The sequence below is a fragment of the Actinomadura sp. NPDC000600 genome (assembly GCF_040492135.1).
Classification (GTDB): Bacteria; Actinomycetota; Actinomycetes; order Streptosporangiales; family Streptosporangiaceae; genus Spirillospora.
On record NZ_JBEUPD010000021.1, the window covers coordinates 16,041 to 30,552 of the forward strand.

A 14,512-nucleotide genomic window follows, 5' to 3' on the forward strand; every position below is an offset into this window, starting at 1 on the left:
GGGGGGTTCCGGGGGGTCGCCCCCCGGGCTGGCACAACGGGCTCCGGCGAAGGCGAGCGCCAGCTCGCCGAGCAGGAACGCCCGCCTCGAGCTCCCGCGATTGGACTCGAACCAATAACCTGCCGGTTAACAGCCGGCTGCTCTGCCGATTGAGCTACGCGGGATCGTGCGTCCGCCGGGGTCTGTCGAGCCCTGGCGGCGCGTCTAGGTTAGCGCATGTCCGGGGCTGTTCGCGCACGCGCAGGGGTTGAGGCGCCTAGGGCGGGTATAGGGGGTGTCACGATTCCGCCGTCAGTAGGAGTTGGACATGAAGGCTCGCACGATGTTCATCGCAGGCGCCGCGGTCGGCTACGTCTTCGGGACGAAGGCCGGACGTGAGCGGTACGAGCAGCTCAGGCAGCTGTCCAAGCAGGTCTCGGAGAACCCGAACGTGCAGGAGGCCGCGGGGAAGCTGCGGTCGAAGGGCGAGACGTTCGCCGAGGTCGCGCGTGACAAGGCGGGCCACCTGAAGGACCGCGTGCCCGAGCAGGTGACGGGGGGCCGCAAGGAGGAGCAGCCGTACCCCGGCTAGAGGCCGGTCTGACGGCGCAGCTCTTCGAGGACCTGTTCGGCCTGGGCGCGTAGGCCCGGGTCGGACGGGTCGAGCCCCGCATCGAAGACGAACGTCCAGCGCACATCGCCGCCGGCAGCGGGGCGCCGGCCGGCGATGCGCACCTTGCCGCCCCCGGGCAGGGCCGCCTGGTGGGTGACGGCGATGGTGGCGGTGACGCGCTCCCGGACGGTCTCGGGCACCGAGCCGGGGTCGGTGAGGCGGACGTGGTGCTCGCCGCCGCCGGAGGTCTCCTTGACGTGCAGCCAGCCGTCCTTCCAGGTGGCGTGGTCGACGCGTTCCCAGGGGATGCGGGTGAAGCCGCCGGAGGGGGTCGGCACGTGCAGAGCGAGGACGGTGGCGGTGACGTAGGAGCCGCCGCGGGTGGGGGCCGCCGCGAGGACGCGTTCGCCGCGTTCGAGCGCGAGCGCGTCGCGGACCGCGGCGGGCAGGGGGCCCCGGTGTAGGCGCATGCCCCCACGGTAGGCGATCAGGCGGCCTGGGGGGCGCGGCGGGCCCCGAGGAGGTCGAGGACGAGCGCCGCCGACCAGGCATAGTCGTGGCTGCCGCGCCCGGTTCCGTCGAACGGGTCGAAGAACTCGCGGAACCCGGACTGGCGGACGAGCCGCATGGTGGAGCCGTAGAGCAGGTCGGCGACGACGGGCAGGCCGTGGCCTAGGGCGCCGTACCAGACGAGCCAGTTGGTGCTGATCCAGGTGGGGCCGCGCCAGTAGCCGGCGCGGTCGAACGCGGGGGCCTGGATGTCGCAGGTCGGGACGGGGTAGCCGGCGGCGCCGGCGAAGCGCGCCGACAGCAGGAGGTCGACGAGGCTCCGGACGACCGGTTCGGGGAGTTCGGGGTCGAGCAGCGGGCCGAACGAGCCGGCGGTGACGACGGGCAGCAGCCGGTCGTCGCGCAGGTCGCGGGCGCGGAAGCAGCCGGTCTCGGCGTCCCAGAGCCGGTCGAGGACGGCGCGGTGGACGCGCTCGGCGCGTTCGCGGTGCGGGACGGGGTCGGCGCCGATGATCTCGGCGATGGCGGCGAGGGCGTGTGTGGAGGCGAGGTAGACGGCGTTGACGAGGGGGTCCTCGACGGCGAACGGGTGTGTGTCGCGGAGGTAGCCGGGCCGGTAGCCCGCGTCCCGCATGAGCGCGACGAGCCGGACGTAGCGGTCGTAGTCCTCGCCGGTCGGCAGGGTGTGGGGGCGCAGGCCGGGTGCGTAGGAGGACGGCGGGAGCGGGAGCGCGCCGAGGGGACGGTCCCAGGCGGGGCTGTTGTCGAGGCCCGACTCCCAGGGGTGGCAGATGGCGATGAGGCCGCTGGAGTCGAGGTCGCGGCAGCGGGCGAGGTAGCCGTGCTGGGCCGTCAGCATCGGGTACAGGCGGGCCAGGAACGCCCGGCTGCCGTCCCTGTCTGCGGCGCACTCGTGCAGGCGGAGGGCGCTGAGGGCGTGCAGCGGCGGCTGGGTGAGGCCGGAGGTGTGGACGCCGCGCGGGGCGCCGGGCTGCCGGTCGCTGCGCCACAGTTCGGGGCCGGGGAAGAAGGCGCGCCGGTCGAGGCTCGTGTTGAACACGATGTGGGGGACCATCCCGTCCGCCCACTGGCCGCGGAACAGGGAGAGCAGCTCGGCCTCGGCCCGGTCGTGCCGGTGGCGGGCGAGGCCCATGCTGATGAAGGCCGAGTCCCAGCTCCACTGGTGCGGGTAGAGGCCGGGCGAGGCGGCGGTGGCGGTGCCCGTCCAGTTCGCGTCGAGGACCCGGGCCGCGGCCTTCCACAGCGCGGTCTCGTCGCCGGTGAGACGGGAGCTCATGTGATCCAGGTGGCCTCCCCCTGCGCGCGAGAAGGGTGCCTCTTGATTGTCGCCTCAGATCGCGGTCACGGCGACCCCCGGGGCAGCGACGGTTGTCTACCGGACGGGGGCCCGTCCGGTGAATATTTGCGGTGCCGCCGCCCGCGCCAGGAGCCACTGCGCGATCTCCTCGCCGGCGGCGATGCCGCGCGCGGCGGTGACGGCGGTGGCCGGGGCCGTCCAGCCGGTGTCGTGCAGCTCCCCGTGGGCGGGGCGGATCGACAGGTCGGCGGCCGCGAGCAGCTCGGCGTCCAGGAGCGCGTCCCCCGCGGCGATCATCGTGGAGGCGCCGGCGCGGCGGGCGACCTCCCGGGCGGCGGCGGCCTTGGTCAGGCCGGTGGGCAGGCAGTAGACCTTGCGGCCCTGGAGGGACGTCCGCCAGCCGCGTTCGGCGCACCATCCGGTGAGGTCCTCGATCCAGCCGGGCGGGAGCGCGGCCCGGTCCACGACGGTGTAGGCGAACAGGTCGGACGCGGTGCGCTGCTTGAGGACGAAGTCGCCGCCATTGCGGGCGAGGTGATCCCGGACGTCCGCGAGCGGCGCGCACCCGTCGGCGAGCCGTTCCCGGACGGCCGCCGCCCAGTCAGGGTCGTCCTCGCCGTCCACGAGGATGTGGCCGCCGTTCGCGCAGATGGCGTACCGGGGCGGCTTCTCCAGCAGGTTCACGCGCCGGTACTGCTCGGGGGTGCGCGTCGTCGTCGGGACGAACGCGGCCGCGGCCGTGAGGGCCTCCAGTGCGCGCGCGGAGGCTTCGGTCATGTACGAGAGCGGGGCGCCTTGGTAGAACTCCACGCACAGCAGCCGCGGCATGGTCTCGTCTGGGCCGTCCAAGGCGAAGGCCGCGGTCGAGTAGATGAGCGTGCGGTCCAGGTCGGAGCACACCAGGACGGTCACTGAACGGCCCCCTTGCCGAACCGGGGATGGATGAACCCCATGCACGCGTAGGGGAACCGGTCTGGCTCGACCTCGTGGACGGGCACCCCGCGCTCTCGGGCGAGCAGCTTGATGTGGGCGACCTCCTGATGGGCGTCGGCGCGCACGAGCACCTTCCACGGGACGCGCCGCAGCAGCACTCGCGTGGTCTCGCCGATCCCCGGCTTGACGAGGTTCAGGTCGTCGATGCCCTCCGCGTCGGCGCAGCGCCGGACGGCCTCCCATCCCGACCAGTCGGGCGCGCGGTCGGCAGCGCGGAGCTCCGGCAGGTCCTTGGCGACGCGTTCGGCGACCTCCTCGAACCGCGCGCAGACCGCGGCGAGGAACACCTCCGACACGTCGTCCGGGGCCAGCTCGGCGTAGAACTTCGCGCCGTGGAAGTCGCCGGGCCCGATGAGGGAGTCGTTCAGGACCGTCCGGCTCACCAGGCCGGACACGGTCGAGTTGAGGCAGGCGGACGGGATCAGGAAGTCGTCCCGGGTGCCGTACAGGGAGGTGCACCGCCCCGGGTCTGCGAGCACGGCGAGATCGGACGGGAACGGATGCGCCGCCAAGGCGGCGGTCAGTTCCTTGGTGATGGCGCCCTTGCCCGTCCAGCCGTCCACGAACATGACGGACGCCGGGTCGTGGTGCTCGGCGAGGTACCGCAGCGCGACCGCGTCGATGCCCCGCCCCCGGACGATGCTGACCGCGTAGTGCGGGACGTCGAGGCCATGGGCGAACCGCGCCCAGCGGCGCATCAGGACGCCGACCGGCGTCCCGGCACGCGCCAGCGACACCAGGACGGCGTCCGGCCCGCGCTCGGCGAGGATCATCTCGGTGACCAGCCCGGTCGCGTAGGCGAGCCGCTCGGCGGACGCGTCCAGGGCCTCGTGGAAGAGCTTCCGGTACTCCGGACCCGGCTGGTACTCGACCGGGAGCGACTCGGCGTAGTGCGCCCGTCCCGACTGGATGGCGGCCTCGCGTTCCTCCGTGGGCGCTTCAAGCCGCGCATGGGAGAGGTCCTTGAGGAGCCAGGCCACGTCCTCGGCCGGGTAGCTGCCGAAGGCCGGCCCGTACAGCGGCTTCACGATGCCCTCCTATAGGACGGGACAGTGGCGACCGTCACAGGGGCGAGCGCGCGCAGGCGTTCCAGGAGGCCGCCGGCGAGCGCCTGGGTGTCGCCGACGTCGTCCACCACGAACACGATCCTGTCGAAGGGGCGTTGCCCTGTCCCAGGGGCGACGTTGTAGGCGTACCGTTCCCCCGGCCCATCGGCGGGGTCGTCATGGGACGGGAAGACCAGGCGGGTCCTGATCGCGTAACCCGGGTCGTCCACGGCCAGTACGGGGGAACGCGTCGTCGTCGAGTAGCGGACGTCCACGTCCGGCCGGGCGTCGGCGAGCGCCTCCGCGAGGCGCAGCGGCGCGTACATCAGCTCCTCGAATCCGAGGACGAGAACGCGGGACGCCTCTCCGAGGCCCGCCGCGAGGGCGTCGCCCATCCGGGCCAGTTCCTTCTCCAGCCGCGCCCGGTAGTCGGGCAGAAACCCGTGGCGTCCGCCGTCCGGCAGTCCGGCGGGCCAATCCAGCTCGACCCGGGTGATGTCGAGGCCCGGCCCGCCCTCAGGCATGGCGGACGGGGACGAGATCCCAGCGACGATCGCCCTGCCCGCCTCAAGGACGCCGTCAGGAAGCTCGACCTGCCCTCCGGCCAGCGCCACCGCGTCTATGCGAGCCCCCAGGCGGGCGGCGAGAGCGTCCATGCGGGCCCGGTCGGCAGGACCGCGCAGGTCGACCAGGGCCGCGAGCACGTAATGCCTCCTGGGACGGACGGCGTGCAGGGCCTCGATGGTGTTCAGCACCGTCCGGCCGGTGGAGAGCTCGTCGTCCACCAGCACCACCGGTACGTCGCGATCGAGCGGCGCGGGATCGGCGGGCAGCAGCAGATGACTCGTTGCGTGGCTGTGCTCTTCCTCGAACCCGCCGTAGGGGGCGAACCCCTCAACGGGACGCCGCGTGGAGTGCAGGTAGTAGGCGCCGCCTAGAGCGTCCGCCACCGAATGCCCCAAGGCCGTCGCGGTCTCGGCATAGCCCAGGACGATCGCGTCCACGGGGGCCTGCGGAACGCGCAGGAGGTCACGTAGCGCGGTGGCGGCGTTCGGCTCGCCGCGCAGGCCGTCCAAGAGAAGCGAACCAGGACGGGACGGCTCGTCGCCTCGCAGGCGCGCGCGCACAAGCTCGCCAAGCAGCAGCCCGGACCCGTACACCAGGCGCGGATCGGTCGGCACGTGCTTGCCCAGCACGGCGGACACCAGCAGGTGCGCGCGTTTCGGATTGCGGCGCACGGCGAGCCCGACGAGGGACGAGAGCCCGGCGCCTGCGGGCCGCGCGCCGTCCACCAGGCGCACGCCCAGCCGCGCGGCCACCCAGGAAGCGGTCACCGGCTGTCCGCCGCTTCCAGCAGCTCGACGAACGTGACGCCCTCCGCCGCCACCCCGAACACCTGGGCGCGCAGCATCAGCCGCTGCGCCCACGCGCGGTGCGGTTTGGCCTCGTTCATCTTGTTGGCGTAGGAGCTGGCCATCGCCCCTCCCCCGGCGACGCCGAGGATGTCGGCGGCGTCGCTGTACTCCTCGTGCGTCACCACCGACAGGGCGTGGACGGCCGCGACGTGGCTCGGATGGATGACGGTCTTGCCGGTGAGCCCGTTCGCCTTGTCGAGGTGCACCTCGCGGATCAGCCCGTCCAGGTCGGAGGTGATGAGCCGCTGCCGCAGCGGCGCGGCGTGCTGCCGCTCGAACGGCGACTGCCGCAGCTGCGGTTTGAACATCCGCTCCCCCTGCGAGAAGTACTCCCACACGGGACCGGTCACCACGTAGCCGGTGCCGTCGGCGCGGCCGAGGATGTTCACCACGTCGCAGATCACGCCCGCGACCGGCCGGATGTCGTAGATCGTCAGGTCGGGCGGGCGGCGCAGCCCGTACGCGGCGGACATGTCGGTCGCCCCCAGCCGGACGGCGAGGATCCGCGACCGGTGCTTGGCGAGGAGCCGCGCCACGTCGTGCAGCATCTCCGCGCGCGTCTCGGCATACACGGCCTCCGGGCTCTCGATCACCGGCATCGCCAGCAGCCGCAGCCCGGAGGCGTCGCCCGCGTCCGCCAGCGCGTCCAGGAACGCTCCACCGCCCGACGCGGTGAACTTGGGCAGCACGAACCCGCTGACGAGCTCCGCCGCGTCGCCGAGCCGGCGGATCAGGTCGCCGATCTGCCGGGGGTCGCGGACGCGGACGAACAGCAGCGGGACCTCCGCGCCAGGCGTCTCGGAAGAGCCGTGCAGCGTGCGCAGCTGCGTCACGAGGTTGGCCTCGCCGGCCTCGACCTCGTCGTCGGCGATCGCGTCCTCCAGGCACACCACCATGCTCATCACGCCCCGCCTCGCCGCCCGTTCGATGTCGGCGGCGAGGAGCGGGCGCGTGGCGGGGCAGTACAGCGTCGCGCCGAGCGCGACCGCCAGCACGGCCGGGTCGTCGTGCCGGCCGAACGGGCGCGGATGACGGTAGAACAGGTGCTTGCGACGCGCGGCGTCGATGTGGTCGAAATGCCGCATGAACCCCTCGTCAGACGGTGCTTTCGGCGGGGGGCGCCGAGGGTCGTGCCCGGGCGGCGAAGCGGTGCACGGCGGAGCGGTGCCGGGTCACAGGTGCGTCGCCACGGCCGGGAGCAGGTGCTGGAACGTGCGGCCGGTCGCGGTCGCGCCGATCGCGGTCATCGACCAGCCCTGCCCGTCCCGCGACACCTTGGCCATGATCTGCGCGTTGTGCTGCCCCGCGCCGCTCAGGTCGTAGCGCGCGATCTCCTGGCCGGTGCTCTCGTCCACCAGCCGGCAGAACGCGTTGGCGATCTGGGTGAAGTCCTGGCCGGTGAAGGAGTTCACGGTGAACACCAGCTGGGTCACGTTCGCGGGGACGCTCTGCAGGTCGACGTTGATGACCTCGTCGTCGCCCTCGCCCGCGCCGGTCAGGTTGTCGCCGGTGTGCTGGACGGAGCCGTCCGTGCTGCGCAGCTGCCGGAACCACACCTGGTCGGCGAGGTTGCCGGAGGCGTCGAACAGCAGGCACGAAGCGTCCAGGTCGATGGACTGCGCCTTGCCCTTGCCGAACAGCCCCTTCTTGGCGACGGCGTCCCAGCCGAGGCCCATCTTGACTCTGGTCAGGGTGCCACCGCCCGGCTTGGCCAGCGAGACCTTCTGCCCCTTCTGCAGCGATATGGACATCGTCGACTCCTTCGATGATCGATGTATGTCGCGGGGTCGGAGGTACGCCGGTCAGACCTGGGTGGAGTGCAGCGGCCGGTCGCCGCCCGCCGCCGAGTCGGGCGAGTCGCCGCCGTGGCTGCGGTTGCGGACCACGGAACTGGCGAACGCGGCGATGATCAGCCCGGCGCCGAGCCCACCGGTGATCCACTCGGGGACGTGGTGGCCGATGCTGACCAGCATGCAGACCGCGAGGGCGCCGATCGCCCAGTGCGCGCCGTGCTCCAGGTAGACGTACTCGTGCAGGGTGCCCTTGCGGACCAGGAAGACCGTGAGGGACCGGATGTACATGGCGCCGATGCCGAGGCCCAGCGCGATGACGATCGGGTCGGTGCTGATGGCGAAGGCCCCGATGACGCCGTCGAAGCTGAACGAGGCGTCCAGCACCTCCAGGTACAGGAAGAGGAAGAACCCCGCCTTGCCGGTGGCGAGGGCCAGGGAGCTCGGCCCGGACCGCCCGCCGCCCTTCCCGGCCTCCGCGCCCGCCTCGTCCTCGTTCTCGCCGTCGTCCTCGTCGTCGTCCTCGCTCGCCTCGGAGAACAGCTCGCCGAGCCCGTTGACCAGGATGTAGGTCACCATGCCGAGCACGCCCGCGATCATGACGCTGCCCGGGTCGGAGGCCGCCAGCCACGCCACGAACGCCAGCGAGCCGCCCGCCACCACGACCGACAGCTGGTCCAGCTTGCCGATGCGGGCGAGCGGCCGCTCCAGCCACGGCAGCCACTTGTCGGCGCGCTCCTCGAACACGAAGTCCAGGAACAGCATCAACAGGAACATGCCGCCGAACGCCGCGATCATCGGGTAGGCGTCGTTCATCAGCTGGTGGTAGCGGTGCGAGTCGTTGAGGGCCAGGTCGAACGCCTCGACGGGGGACAGCTTGGCCGTGATCCCCACGATCAGCAGGGGGAAGACCAGCCGCATCCCGAACACCGCGATCGCGATGCCGACGGTGAGGAAGATCTTCTGCCAGAAGGCGCTCATCCGGTCGAGCACCTTGGCGTTCACCACGGCGTTGTCGAACGACAGCGAGACCTCGAGGACGGCCAGAACGGCGACCAGGGCGAGCCCGGTCGGCCCGTCGTAGAGCAGGGCGAGGAGCAGGCCGACGACCGTGACGCCGAAGGACCACCCGAAGGTGCGAAGAATCATGCGCGTATTTCTGCTAGGAAGGACGGCCGGGCGGTGCGGCCGGATTGCGGGGGCGCCGGCACTCAGCCGACGTTGACGCCGAAGTCCATCGCGATGCCCGCCAGACCGGAGGCGTACCCCTGTCCGACGGCCCTGAACTTCCATTCGCCGCTGTGCCGGTAGAGCTCACCGAAGACCATCGCCGTCTCGGTGGAGGCGTCCTCGGTGAGGTCGAAGCGGGCGAGCTCGTTGCCGTCGGTCCGGTTGACGATCCGGATGAAGGCGTTGCGGACCTGCCCGAAGCTCTGCTGCCGGTTGTCGGCGTCGTAGATCGAGACGGGGAAGACGATGCGGTCGCACTCGGCCGGCACCGCGCGGAGGTCGACGTTGATCGACTCGTCGTCGCCCTCGCCCTCACCGGTCAGGTTGTCGCCGGTGTGCTCCACCGAGCCGTCCGGGCTGCGCAGGTTGTTGAAGAACACGAAGTGCTGGTCCGACATGACCTTGCCGGTGCTCGCCAGCATCAGCGCGGAGGCGTCCAGGTCGAAGTCGGCGCCGGTGGTGGCGCGGACGTCCCATCCGAGGCCGACGGTGACCGCGGTGAGGTTCGGCGCGGCCTTCGTCAGCGAGACGTTGCCGCCCTTGGCGAGTGAGACCCCCATGTGCGGGCTGCTCCCTTCCTGTCTGGTCCGTTCGGGCTGTTCAGACTGCTCAGATGTTGACGCCGAAGTCCGCCGCGATGCCGGCCAGGCCCGACGCGTAGCCCTGGCCCACCGCCCTGAACTTCCATTCCGTCCCGTTGCGGTACAGCTCGCCGAAGACCATCGCGGTCTCCATCGACGCGTCCTCGGTGAGGTCGTAGCGCGCCATCTCCGCGCCGTCGGCCTGGTTCAGCACCCGGATGAAGGCATTGCGGACCTGCCCGAAGTTCTGCCCGCGGCTGTCGGCGTCGTAGATCGACACCGCGAACGCGACCCGCTCGGCCGTGGCGGGCATCGCGCCGAAGTTGACCTTGAGCTGCTCGTCGTCGCCCTCGCCCGCGCCGGTGGTGTTGTCGCCGGTGTGCTCGACGGCGCCGTCCGGGGTGCGCAGGTTGTTGAAGAAGACGAAGTGCTGGTCGGTGATGATCTTTCCGGAGGCGTCCAGGACCATCGCGGAGGCGTCCAGGTCGAAATCGGTCCCGGTGGTCGTGCGCAGGTCCCAGCCGAGACCGACGGTCACCGCGGACAGGCCGGGGGCCTGCTTGGTGAGCGAGACGTTGCCGCCTTTGCTCAGGCTGACGGGCACGATGAGCCTCCAAGATCGCATGCCGGATCGGACGCCGAACCGGCGCCCAGCCTTATCGACGTAGCAGCGATGCTATCCGTTCCATCCTTTATGAAGGGATGGCGACAATATTTGTGATTCGGCCGCCGCCCGGCCGTCCTCCCGCCCCCGGCCGCCTTCGCGGATGGACGAAACCCGGGCGGGTTGCGCAAGACTGGGGGCGGACGAAGGGAGGCTGCGTTGCGGGGACCGGGCGACCAGCGCCGCCGGGGCGGCCGCGGGGCACAGGCGGCGGCCGGCGCCGTCGAGGCCAGGGAGGCGGCCGCGTCCGCCTTCTACGACATGGACCAGGCGCAGAAGTACATCGACGGCCGGGTCACCGTGTTCGAGGACCTGGACGCCAGGGCCGCCGAGCCCGCCCGCCGGGAGTTCACCCGGCTCTCCGAGGCCGCCGACGCCGCCTCGGTCGCCTACATCTCCGTCCTGGACGCCCACGATCTCGATGACCGGGACCGGTCACCGGCCGAGTACGACGCCGCGCGGCGCGCGTTCGTCGCGTCCACCGAGCGGCTGCAGAAGATCACCCACGATCTGAACGGCTTCGCCGAGCGCCTCGCCCCGCAGATGGCCCGGCTGGAGTCCGCGCTCGACCAGCTCCCGCCCCGGCTCACCGCCGCCCGCGACGCCGTCGCCGCCGCCGACGCGGCCGTGGCCGCGGCGAAGGCCGCCGGGATGGACGCCTCCGATCCGGAGGCGGAGCTGGGGCGCGCCAAGCAGGTCCTCGCGCAGCTCGGCTCGCAGGGGCTCGGCGGGCTCGGCCTCGACGGCGCCATCCGCAAGGCCGAGGAGGTCCGCGGCATCGCCGAGCGGGCGCGGGAGGCGGCCGCGGAGCTGCCCCTGCTGGCGCAGAAGGTCCGCAACTCGCTCGCCTCCGTCCGGACGCGGGCGGACGCCGTCGCGAACCGCGTGGGGCCCGTCCAGGAGGCGATGCGCGTCCTGGTGCGCGGCTACTCGCAGGCGTGCTGGCAGGACCTCAGGGGCGCCCCCGAGTCGATCGAGGCGGCCGTCACCCGGGCCCGCGAGCGGCTGAACGAGGCGTCCGCGCACGCGAACCGCGCCGAGTGGAAGCAGGCGCAGCAGTCGCTCACCGCCGCGCGCACCGAGCTGAACGCCGCCGACCGCCGCGCCGGGCAGGTCACCGGGCGGGTGGAGGAGCTGAGGGCGGTCGCCGAGGATCCGGCGAAGCCCGCCGAGAGCGTCCGGTTCGCGGTGCGCGACGCCCAGCGGCTCGCCATGGCGCAGCCCGGCGGCCCCCCGCCCCAGCACGCCCGCGTGCTCGACTCGCTCGTCGATCGGCTGGAGAGGGCGCCGCAGCGGCTCACCGGCGCCCATCCCGACTACTGGGCCTACCTCCAGGAGCTGGAGTCGATCAAGACGGCCGCCGGCGACGTCGTCACGCGGATCCGCTCGGAGCGAGCCCAGCAGCGCTAGCCGCGATGCGGACGGTACGCCCAGGGACCGCGACCCGGCAGGCCGCAGACGCGCCTCAGCGAGAGTGGGCGGCGCGGGCGGCGTCCGGTGTCGCGAGCTCGTCCCCCGTGAAGGAGTAGGGGGGCCACGGACCGAGGAAGCGCACGCGGACGGCGGGATGGCTCTCCTGGAGGTCGGAGAGGATGAGCCCCACGTTGTCGACCTCGTCGTCGTGCACCAGCAGGGCAAGCGAGAGCACTTCGGTCTCCTCGGGACGGCGCGCCGCGGCCCGGCGGTCGGCCAGGTCCTCGGCGACGGCGCCGAGCCGCCGCCGGGCGTCGGCGTGCAGCTCGTCGGCGAAGGACTCGGCCGCGGCCCTGCGCTTGGCCTCCAGCTGCTTGCCGAGCAGTCGGCGCAGGCCCGGCGAGCTGTCGCGCATGCGCTCCTCGATCTCCTGCACGGAGGCGTCGCCGGTCGGCACGGCCGCGGACTCCAGCGCGATCTCCACGCGGTACTCGGCGCGCCCGCGCAGCCGGTCGAGGCGGGCGCGCAGGTCGTCGCGGTTCTGCCGCAGCCAGGCGCGCAGCCGGCTCGCGGCGTCGCCGTCCGGGCCGGGGGCGACCAGCACGTTGAAGGTCATCGGGAGCACGCCGCCCGCCGCGCGCCGCATGCCCTCCAGGGCGTCGTCGTGGGCGCGGATCCAGCGGCGGACCTCGTCGTCCGGACCCTGGTAGGGCTGCGTCGGGGCCTCGTGGACGAGGGCCGCCAGCCCGCAGTCCTCGGCGCGGACCAGCCGCAGCGGCGCGCCGTCGATGCCCTCCCCCGGCGGCTCGGCGCCCTCCGGAGGATCGGCGACCAGCCCGTACACGTACAGCGCTTCGCCGGTCACCGCCGCTCGCTCCCGCCTTCGATCTCCTCGGCCCAGCGCCGGGGGTTGGCCAGCCGGTCGACCACCTCGTCCACGACCTCGTCCAGGCCGCGGTGCAGGTCCGCCACCGAGGCGGTGATGCCGTGGTCGGCCTTGATCTCCTCCATGGCCTCGTCCAGCTCCAGCAGGGCGTCGCCCAGCCGGTTCAGCTCCTCGGTGGTGAGGTCGCCGCCCTCCATCCGGCGCACGGCCTGCCGCTCCAGCGCCTCCTGGATCACCTCGACCAGGGTGACGACGAGCGTGAGCACGCCGTTCTTCAGGCTGTTCTCGTCAACGGTGATGGCCATGGGCCTCCTTCCGGTCGGGGCCGGCGCCGGCGGCCGGGGCGTTCGGTGCCAGGGCCCGCATCCAGCGCGGCGCCTCCTCGGTGGCCAGCACGATCCTCTCCCCCGGCGCTTCCACGACCAGGCGGTCCAGGCCGCCCGACGGCGTGGAGCCGGGTTCGAGCCGCACGTCGCTGATCCGGCCGATGTCAAGGACGACGGCCGGACGCCCGTCGGTCGGCGCCTTCCAGGTCAGGCGGCCGTTCTCCAGGCGGGCCCGGCCGCCGCGCCACACGGCGCCGTCCCGGCGCGGTTCGTGGTACCAGACATGGCCCTCGCACTCGGGGGCGTCGTCGTCCGCGACGAGGGGCCGGGGCTCGCGCGAGCGGACGTGCGGGGCGATCCGGCGCAGGCTCTCGTCGAACTCCCCGGGGTTCGCGGCCGACAGCAGGGCGCCGCCCCCGCCGGCCAGCTCCACGCGCACCCGCAGCCGCTCCTCGCCCCCGACCGTCCGCTCGCTCTGCAGGCGGGTGGCGGCCACGTCCTCCAGCCGCGCCTCCCAGAGCACCTCGCGCGGCTCGCGCCGGTAGACCAGGATGCGCCGGTCGGTGAGGAAGAGGGTGCCGGGCCGCCAGACGTGGGACAGGCCGGTGTCGTCATAGTGGCCGCCGAACGACCGGATCACCACCCGCTCGCCCTCCTCCAGCTCGGGCGTCGCGGCGGTGGCGCGCTCGGCCCAGGCGCGCGTGTCGGCGTCCCACTGCCGCAGCAGCCCGTACTCCAGCATGGTCTCCATGCCGGCGATGGCCGCGCGCAGGTTGACCCCGATCAGCGGGATGTCGGCGACCGCGATGATGAGGTCCAGATGCAGCACCGCGCCCTTGTTCAGCACGACCTCCAGCAGGTCGTCCAAGGTGACCTGGGGGTCGCGCGTGGGACGCAGCGGCGCGGACGGCGCCGTCATCGGAGATCCGGTGCGCATCTCAGCCGGCGTCGCCGTCCTGTGACGCGCCGTCCGCGTCGCCCGCGCCGTCCGCGCCGTCCGCGCGGGCGGCCTCGGTCAGCGACTTGGCGCTGCGCCAGCCGCACCACGGGCAGTACTCCTCCAGCAGCTGCTTGGTGGGAGACCGCTTGCCGCACTCGGGGCAGGTCTCCTTCGGGTCCTCGGTCTCCTTCCAGGCGGCGGTCTCCAGGTTCGTCCCCGAGGGGAACTCCAGGCCGTAGCGCGCCGCGGTCTCGAAGGAGGCCAGCGCCGCCCGCAGCCGGATCCCGAGCAGCTCCACGCCGGCGACCGACACCATGATGTCGGCGTTGATCACCAGCCCCTTGTCCAGCAGGACCTCCACCACGTGGGCCAGGCCGCCCTCGCCGCCGCGCTGCGGCTCCATCGGGCGCCGCGTGCCGATCGGGCGCCCGCTCAGGTCCCGTGCGGACACGGTCGAGGCGGGGCGCGCGCGTTCGATCGAGGTGGGGCGGACCACCTCGTCGCTCCGGCCTGGCCGCCGCGTTCCCGCCGGCTGCCTCTCTTCGTCCATCACGTCCTCGTCCGGTTTACGGTGCGCACTCGTCGCACGCGGAAGTCCCACGCCGACATGAATACATGCCCTTTTATCCACTGATTAGCGGATCAACCCACCAGAACTCGGTGGCCGCGATCCAGCGCATGGCCGTATCCGGAAACGAAGCCGTGGGTCATCGGACGCTCACCGCTCGGGAACGGCGGCCCCGGCCGGACGCGGGGCACCGGAACGGCCTGCTGCGTTCCGCGGCGCCGGCCGGGGTGTCCCGGCCGG

16 protein-coding genes and 1 tRNA gene are annotated in these 14,512 nt (G+C 72.7%); 2 read left to right on the forward strand and 15 right to left on the reverse strand.

Going from position 1 to position 14,512, the window contains the following annotated elements; translation table 11 throughout:
• Window positions 1-91 precede the first annotated feature (91 nt).
• Window positions 92-164 (reverse strand) — tRNA-Asn (locus ABWI07_RS27380).
• Between the two features lie 143 nt (window positions 165-307).
• Here ABWI07_RS27380 and ABWI07_RS27385 point away from each other — a divergent pair.
• The gene (locus ABWI07_RS27385) at window positions 308-571 is read left to right on the forward strand and encodes a YtxH domain-containing protein (protein WP_149257544.1); all 264 of its coding nucleotides are present in this window, start codon (window positions 308-310) and stop codon (window positions 569-571) included.
• Here the strand turns inward: ABWI07_RS27385 and ABWI07_RS27390 are convergent.
• The 10 genes from ABWI07_RS27390 to ABWI07_RS27435 form a co-directional block, all read right to left on the reverse strand.
• Complete coding sequence (locus ABWI07_RS27390; protein ID WP_149257545.1) at window positions 568-1,062, reverse strand: hypothetical protein; 495 nt, start codon at window positions 1,060-1,062, stop codon at window positions 568-570. The two genes, ABWI07_RS27385 and ABWI07_RS27390, sit on opposite strands and share 4 nt — an antisense overlap.
• A gap of 17 nt (window positions 1,063-1,079) precedes the next feature.
• The gene (locus ABWI07_RS27395; RefSeq protein ID WP_149257546.1) at window positions 1,080-2,399 is read right to left on the reverse strand and encodes an MGH1-like glycoside hydrolase domain-containing protein; all 1,320 of its coding nucleotides are present in this window, start codon (window positions 2,397-2,399) and stop codon (window positions 1,080-1,082) included.
• A 96-nt stretch (window positions 2,400-2,495) separates the two neighbouring features.
• Complete coding sequence (locus tag ABWI07_RS27400; protein ID WP_353820221.1) at window positions 2,496-3,332, reverse strand: HAD family hydrolase; 837 nt, start codon at window positions 3,330-3,332, stop codon at window positions 2,496-2,498.
• On the reverse strand, window positions 3,329-4,441 hold the full coding sequence (locus ABWI07_RS27405; RefSeq protein WP_353820222.1) for a cysteine protease StiP family protein: 1,113 nt from the start codon (window positions 4,439-4,441) through the stop codon (window positions 3,329-3,331). Before ABWI07_RS27405 ends, ABWI07_RS27400 begins: the two co-directional genes overlap by 4 nt.
• A complete protein-coding gene (locus ABWI07_RS27410; protein ID WP_353820223.1) occupies window positions 4,438-5,793 on the reverse strand; it encodes a phosphoribosyltransferase family protein in 1,356 nt (451 codons plus the stop codon). Before ABWI07_RS27410 ends, ABWI07_RS27405 begins: the two co-directional genes overlap by 4 nt.
• The gene (locus tag ABWI07_RS27415; RefSeq protein WP_353820224.1) at window positions 5,790-6,959 is read right to left on the reverse strand and encodes an HpcH/HpaI aldolase/citrate lyase family protein; all 1,170 of its coding nucleotides are present in this window, start codon (window positions 6,957-6,959) and stop codon (window positions 5,790-5,792) included. The genes ABWI07_RS27410 and ABWI07_RS27415 overlap by 4 nt, the downstream gene beginning before the upstream one ends.
• Before the next feature lie 87 nt (window positions 6,960-7,046).
• Complete coding sequence (locus tag ABWI07_RS27420) at window positions 7,047-7,625, reverse strand: TerD family protein (protein ID WP_149257549.1); 579 nt, start codon at window positions 7,623-7,625, stop codon at window positions 7,047-7,049.
• Between the two features lie 51 nt (window positions 7,626-7,676).
• Window positions 7,677-8,813 carry a DUF475 domain-containing protein gene (locus ABWI07_RS27425; protein WP_149257550.1) on the reverse strand — a complete coding sequence of 379 codons (1,137 nt, stop codon included), beginning with the start codon at window positions 8,811-8,813 and terminating at the stop codon, window positions 7,677-7,679.
• A 62-nt stretch (window positions 8,814-8,875) separates the two neighbouring features.
• Window positions 8,876-9,454 carry a TerD family protein gene (locus tag ABWI07_RS27430; protein WP_149257551.1) on the reverse strand — a complete coding sequence of 193 codons (579 nt, stop codon included), beginning with the start codon at window positions 9,452-9,454 and terminating at the stop codon, window positions 8,876-8,878.
• 49 nt (window positions 9,455-9,503) lie between these two features.
• Entirely contained in the window at window positions 9,504-10,079 is a 576-nt protein-coding gene (locus ABWI07_RS27435) for a TerD family protein (protein ID WP_149257552.1), read from the reverse strand.
• 219 nt (window positions 10,080-10,298) lie between these two features.
• Here ABWI07_RS27435 and ABWI07_RS27440 point away from each other — a divergent pair, with 219 nt between their 5' ends.
• Window positions 10,299-11,549, forward strand: a complete 1,251-nt coding sequence (locus tag ABWI07_RS27440) for a molecular chaperone DnaJ (protein ID WP_353820225.1) — start codon at window positions 10,299-10,301, stop codon at window positions 11,547-11,549.
• Between the two features lie 55 nt (window positions 11,550-11,604).
• Here ABWI07_RS27440 and ABWI07_RS27445 read toward each other — a convergent pair whose 3' ends face one another.
• The 4 genes from ABWI07_RS27445 to ABWI07_RS44515 are packed head-to-tail and all read right to left on the reverse strand — an operon-like array spanning window position 11,605 to window position 14,254.
• Window positions 11,605-12,417, reverse strand: a complete 813-nt coding sequence (locus ABWI07_RS27445) for a GvpL/GvpF family gas vesicle protein (RefSeq protein WP_353820226.1) — start codon at window positions 12,415-12,417, stop codon at window positions 11,605-11,607.
• Window positions 12,414-12,743: a gas vesicle protein K gene (locus tag ABWI07_RS27450; RefSeq protein ID WP_149257555.1), complete on the reverse strand. Its 330-nt coding sequence runs from the start codon at window positions 12,741-12,743 to the stop codon at window positions 12,414-12,416. Before ABWI07_RS27450 ends, ABWI07_RS27445 begins: the two co-directional genes overlap by 4 nt.
• Entirely contained in the window at window positions 12,727-13,683 is a 957-nt protein-coding gene (locus ABWI07_RS27455) for a gas vesicle protein (protein WP_353820227.1), read from the reverse strand. Before ABWI07_RS27455 ends, ABWI07_RS27450 begins: the two co-directional genes overlap by 17 nt.
• Before the next feature lie 19 nt (window positions 13,684-13,702).
• Window positions 13,703-14,254, reverse strand: coding sequence for a gas vesicle protein (locus ABWI07_RS44515; RefSeq protein WP_502912859.1), 552 nt, complete (start codon window positions 14,252-14,254; stop codon window positions 13,703-13,705).
• Window positions 14,255-14,512 lie beyond the last annotated feature (258 nt).

Excerpts from the sequence above, each read along its gene's own strand:
- ABWI07_RS27385 (WP_149257544.1), top strand. The coding sequence starts at position 308 with ATGAAGGCTCGCACGATGTTCATCGCAGGCGCCGCGGTCGGCTACGTC.
- ABWI07_RS27390 (WP_149257545.1), bottom strand. The coding sequence starts at position 1,062 with ATGCGCCTACACCGGGGCCCCCTGCCCGCCGCGGTCCGCGACGCGCTC.
- ABWI07_RS27395 (WP_149257546.1), bottom strand. The coding sequence starts at position 2,399 with ATGAGCTCCCGTCTCACCGGCGACGAGACCGCGCTGTGGAAGGCCGCG.
- ABWI07_RS27415 (WP_353820224.1), bottom strand. The coding sequence starts at position 6,959 with ATGCGGCATTTCGACCACATCGACGCCGCGCGTCGCAAGCACCTGTTC.
- ABWI07_RS27420 (WP_149257549.1), bottom strand. The coding sequence starts at position 7,625 with ATGTCCATATCGCTGCAGAAGGGGCAGAAGGTCTCGCTGGCCAAGCCG.
- ABWI07_RS27425 (WP_149257550.1), bottom strand. The coding sequence starts at position 8,813 with ATGATTCTTCGCACCTTCGGGTGGTCCTTCGGCGTCACGGTCGTCGGC.
- ABWI07_RS27430 (WP_149257551.1), bottom strand. The coding sequence starts at position 9,454 with ATGGGGGTCTCACTCGCCAAGGGCGGCAACGTCTCGCTGACGAAGGCC.
- ABWI07_RS27450 (WP_149257555.1), bottom strand. The coding sequence starts at position 12,743 with ATGGCCATCACCGTTGACGAGAACAGCCTGAAGAACGGCGTGCTCACG.
- ABWI07_RS27455 (WP_353820227.1), bottom strand. The coding sequence starts at position 13,683 with ATGACGGCGCCGTCCGCGCCGCTGCGTCCCACGCGCGACCCCCAGGTC.
- ABWI07_RS44515 (WP_502912859.1), bottom strand. The coding sequence starts at position 14,254 with ATGGACGAAGAGAGGCAGCCGGCGGGAACGCGGCGGCCAGGCCGGAGC.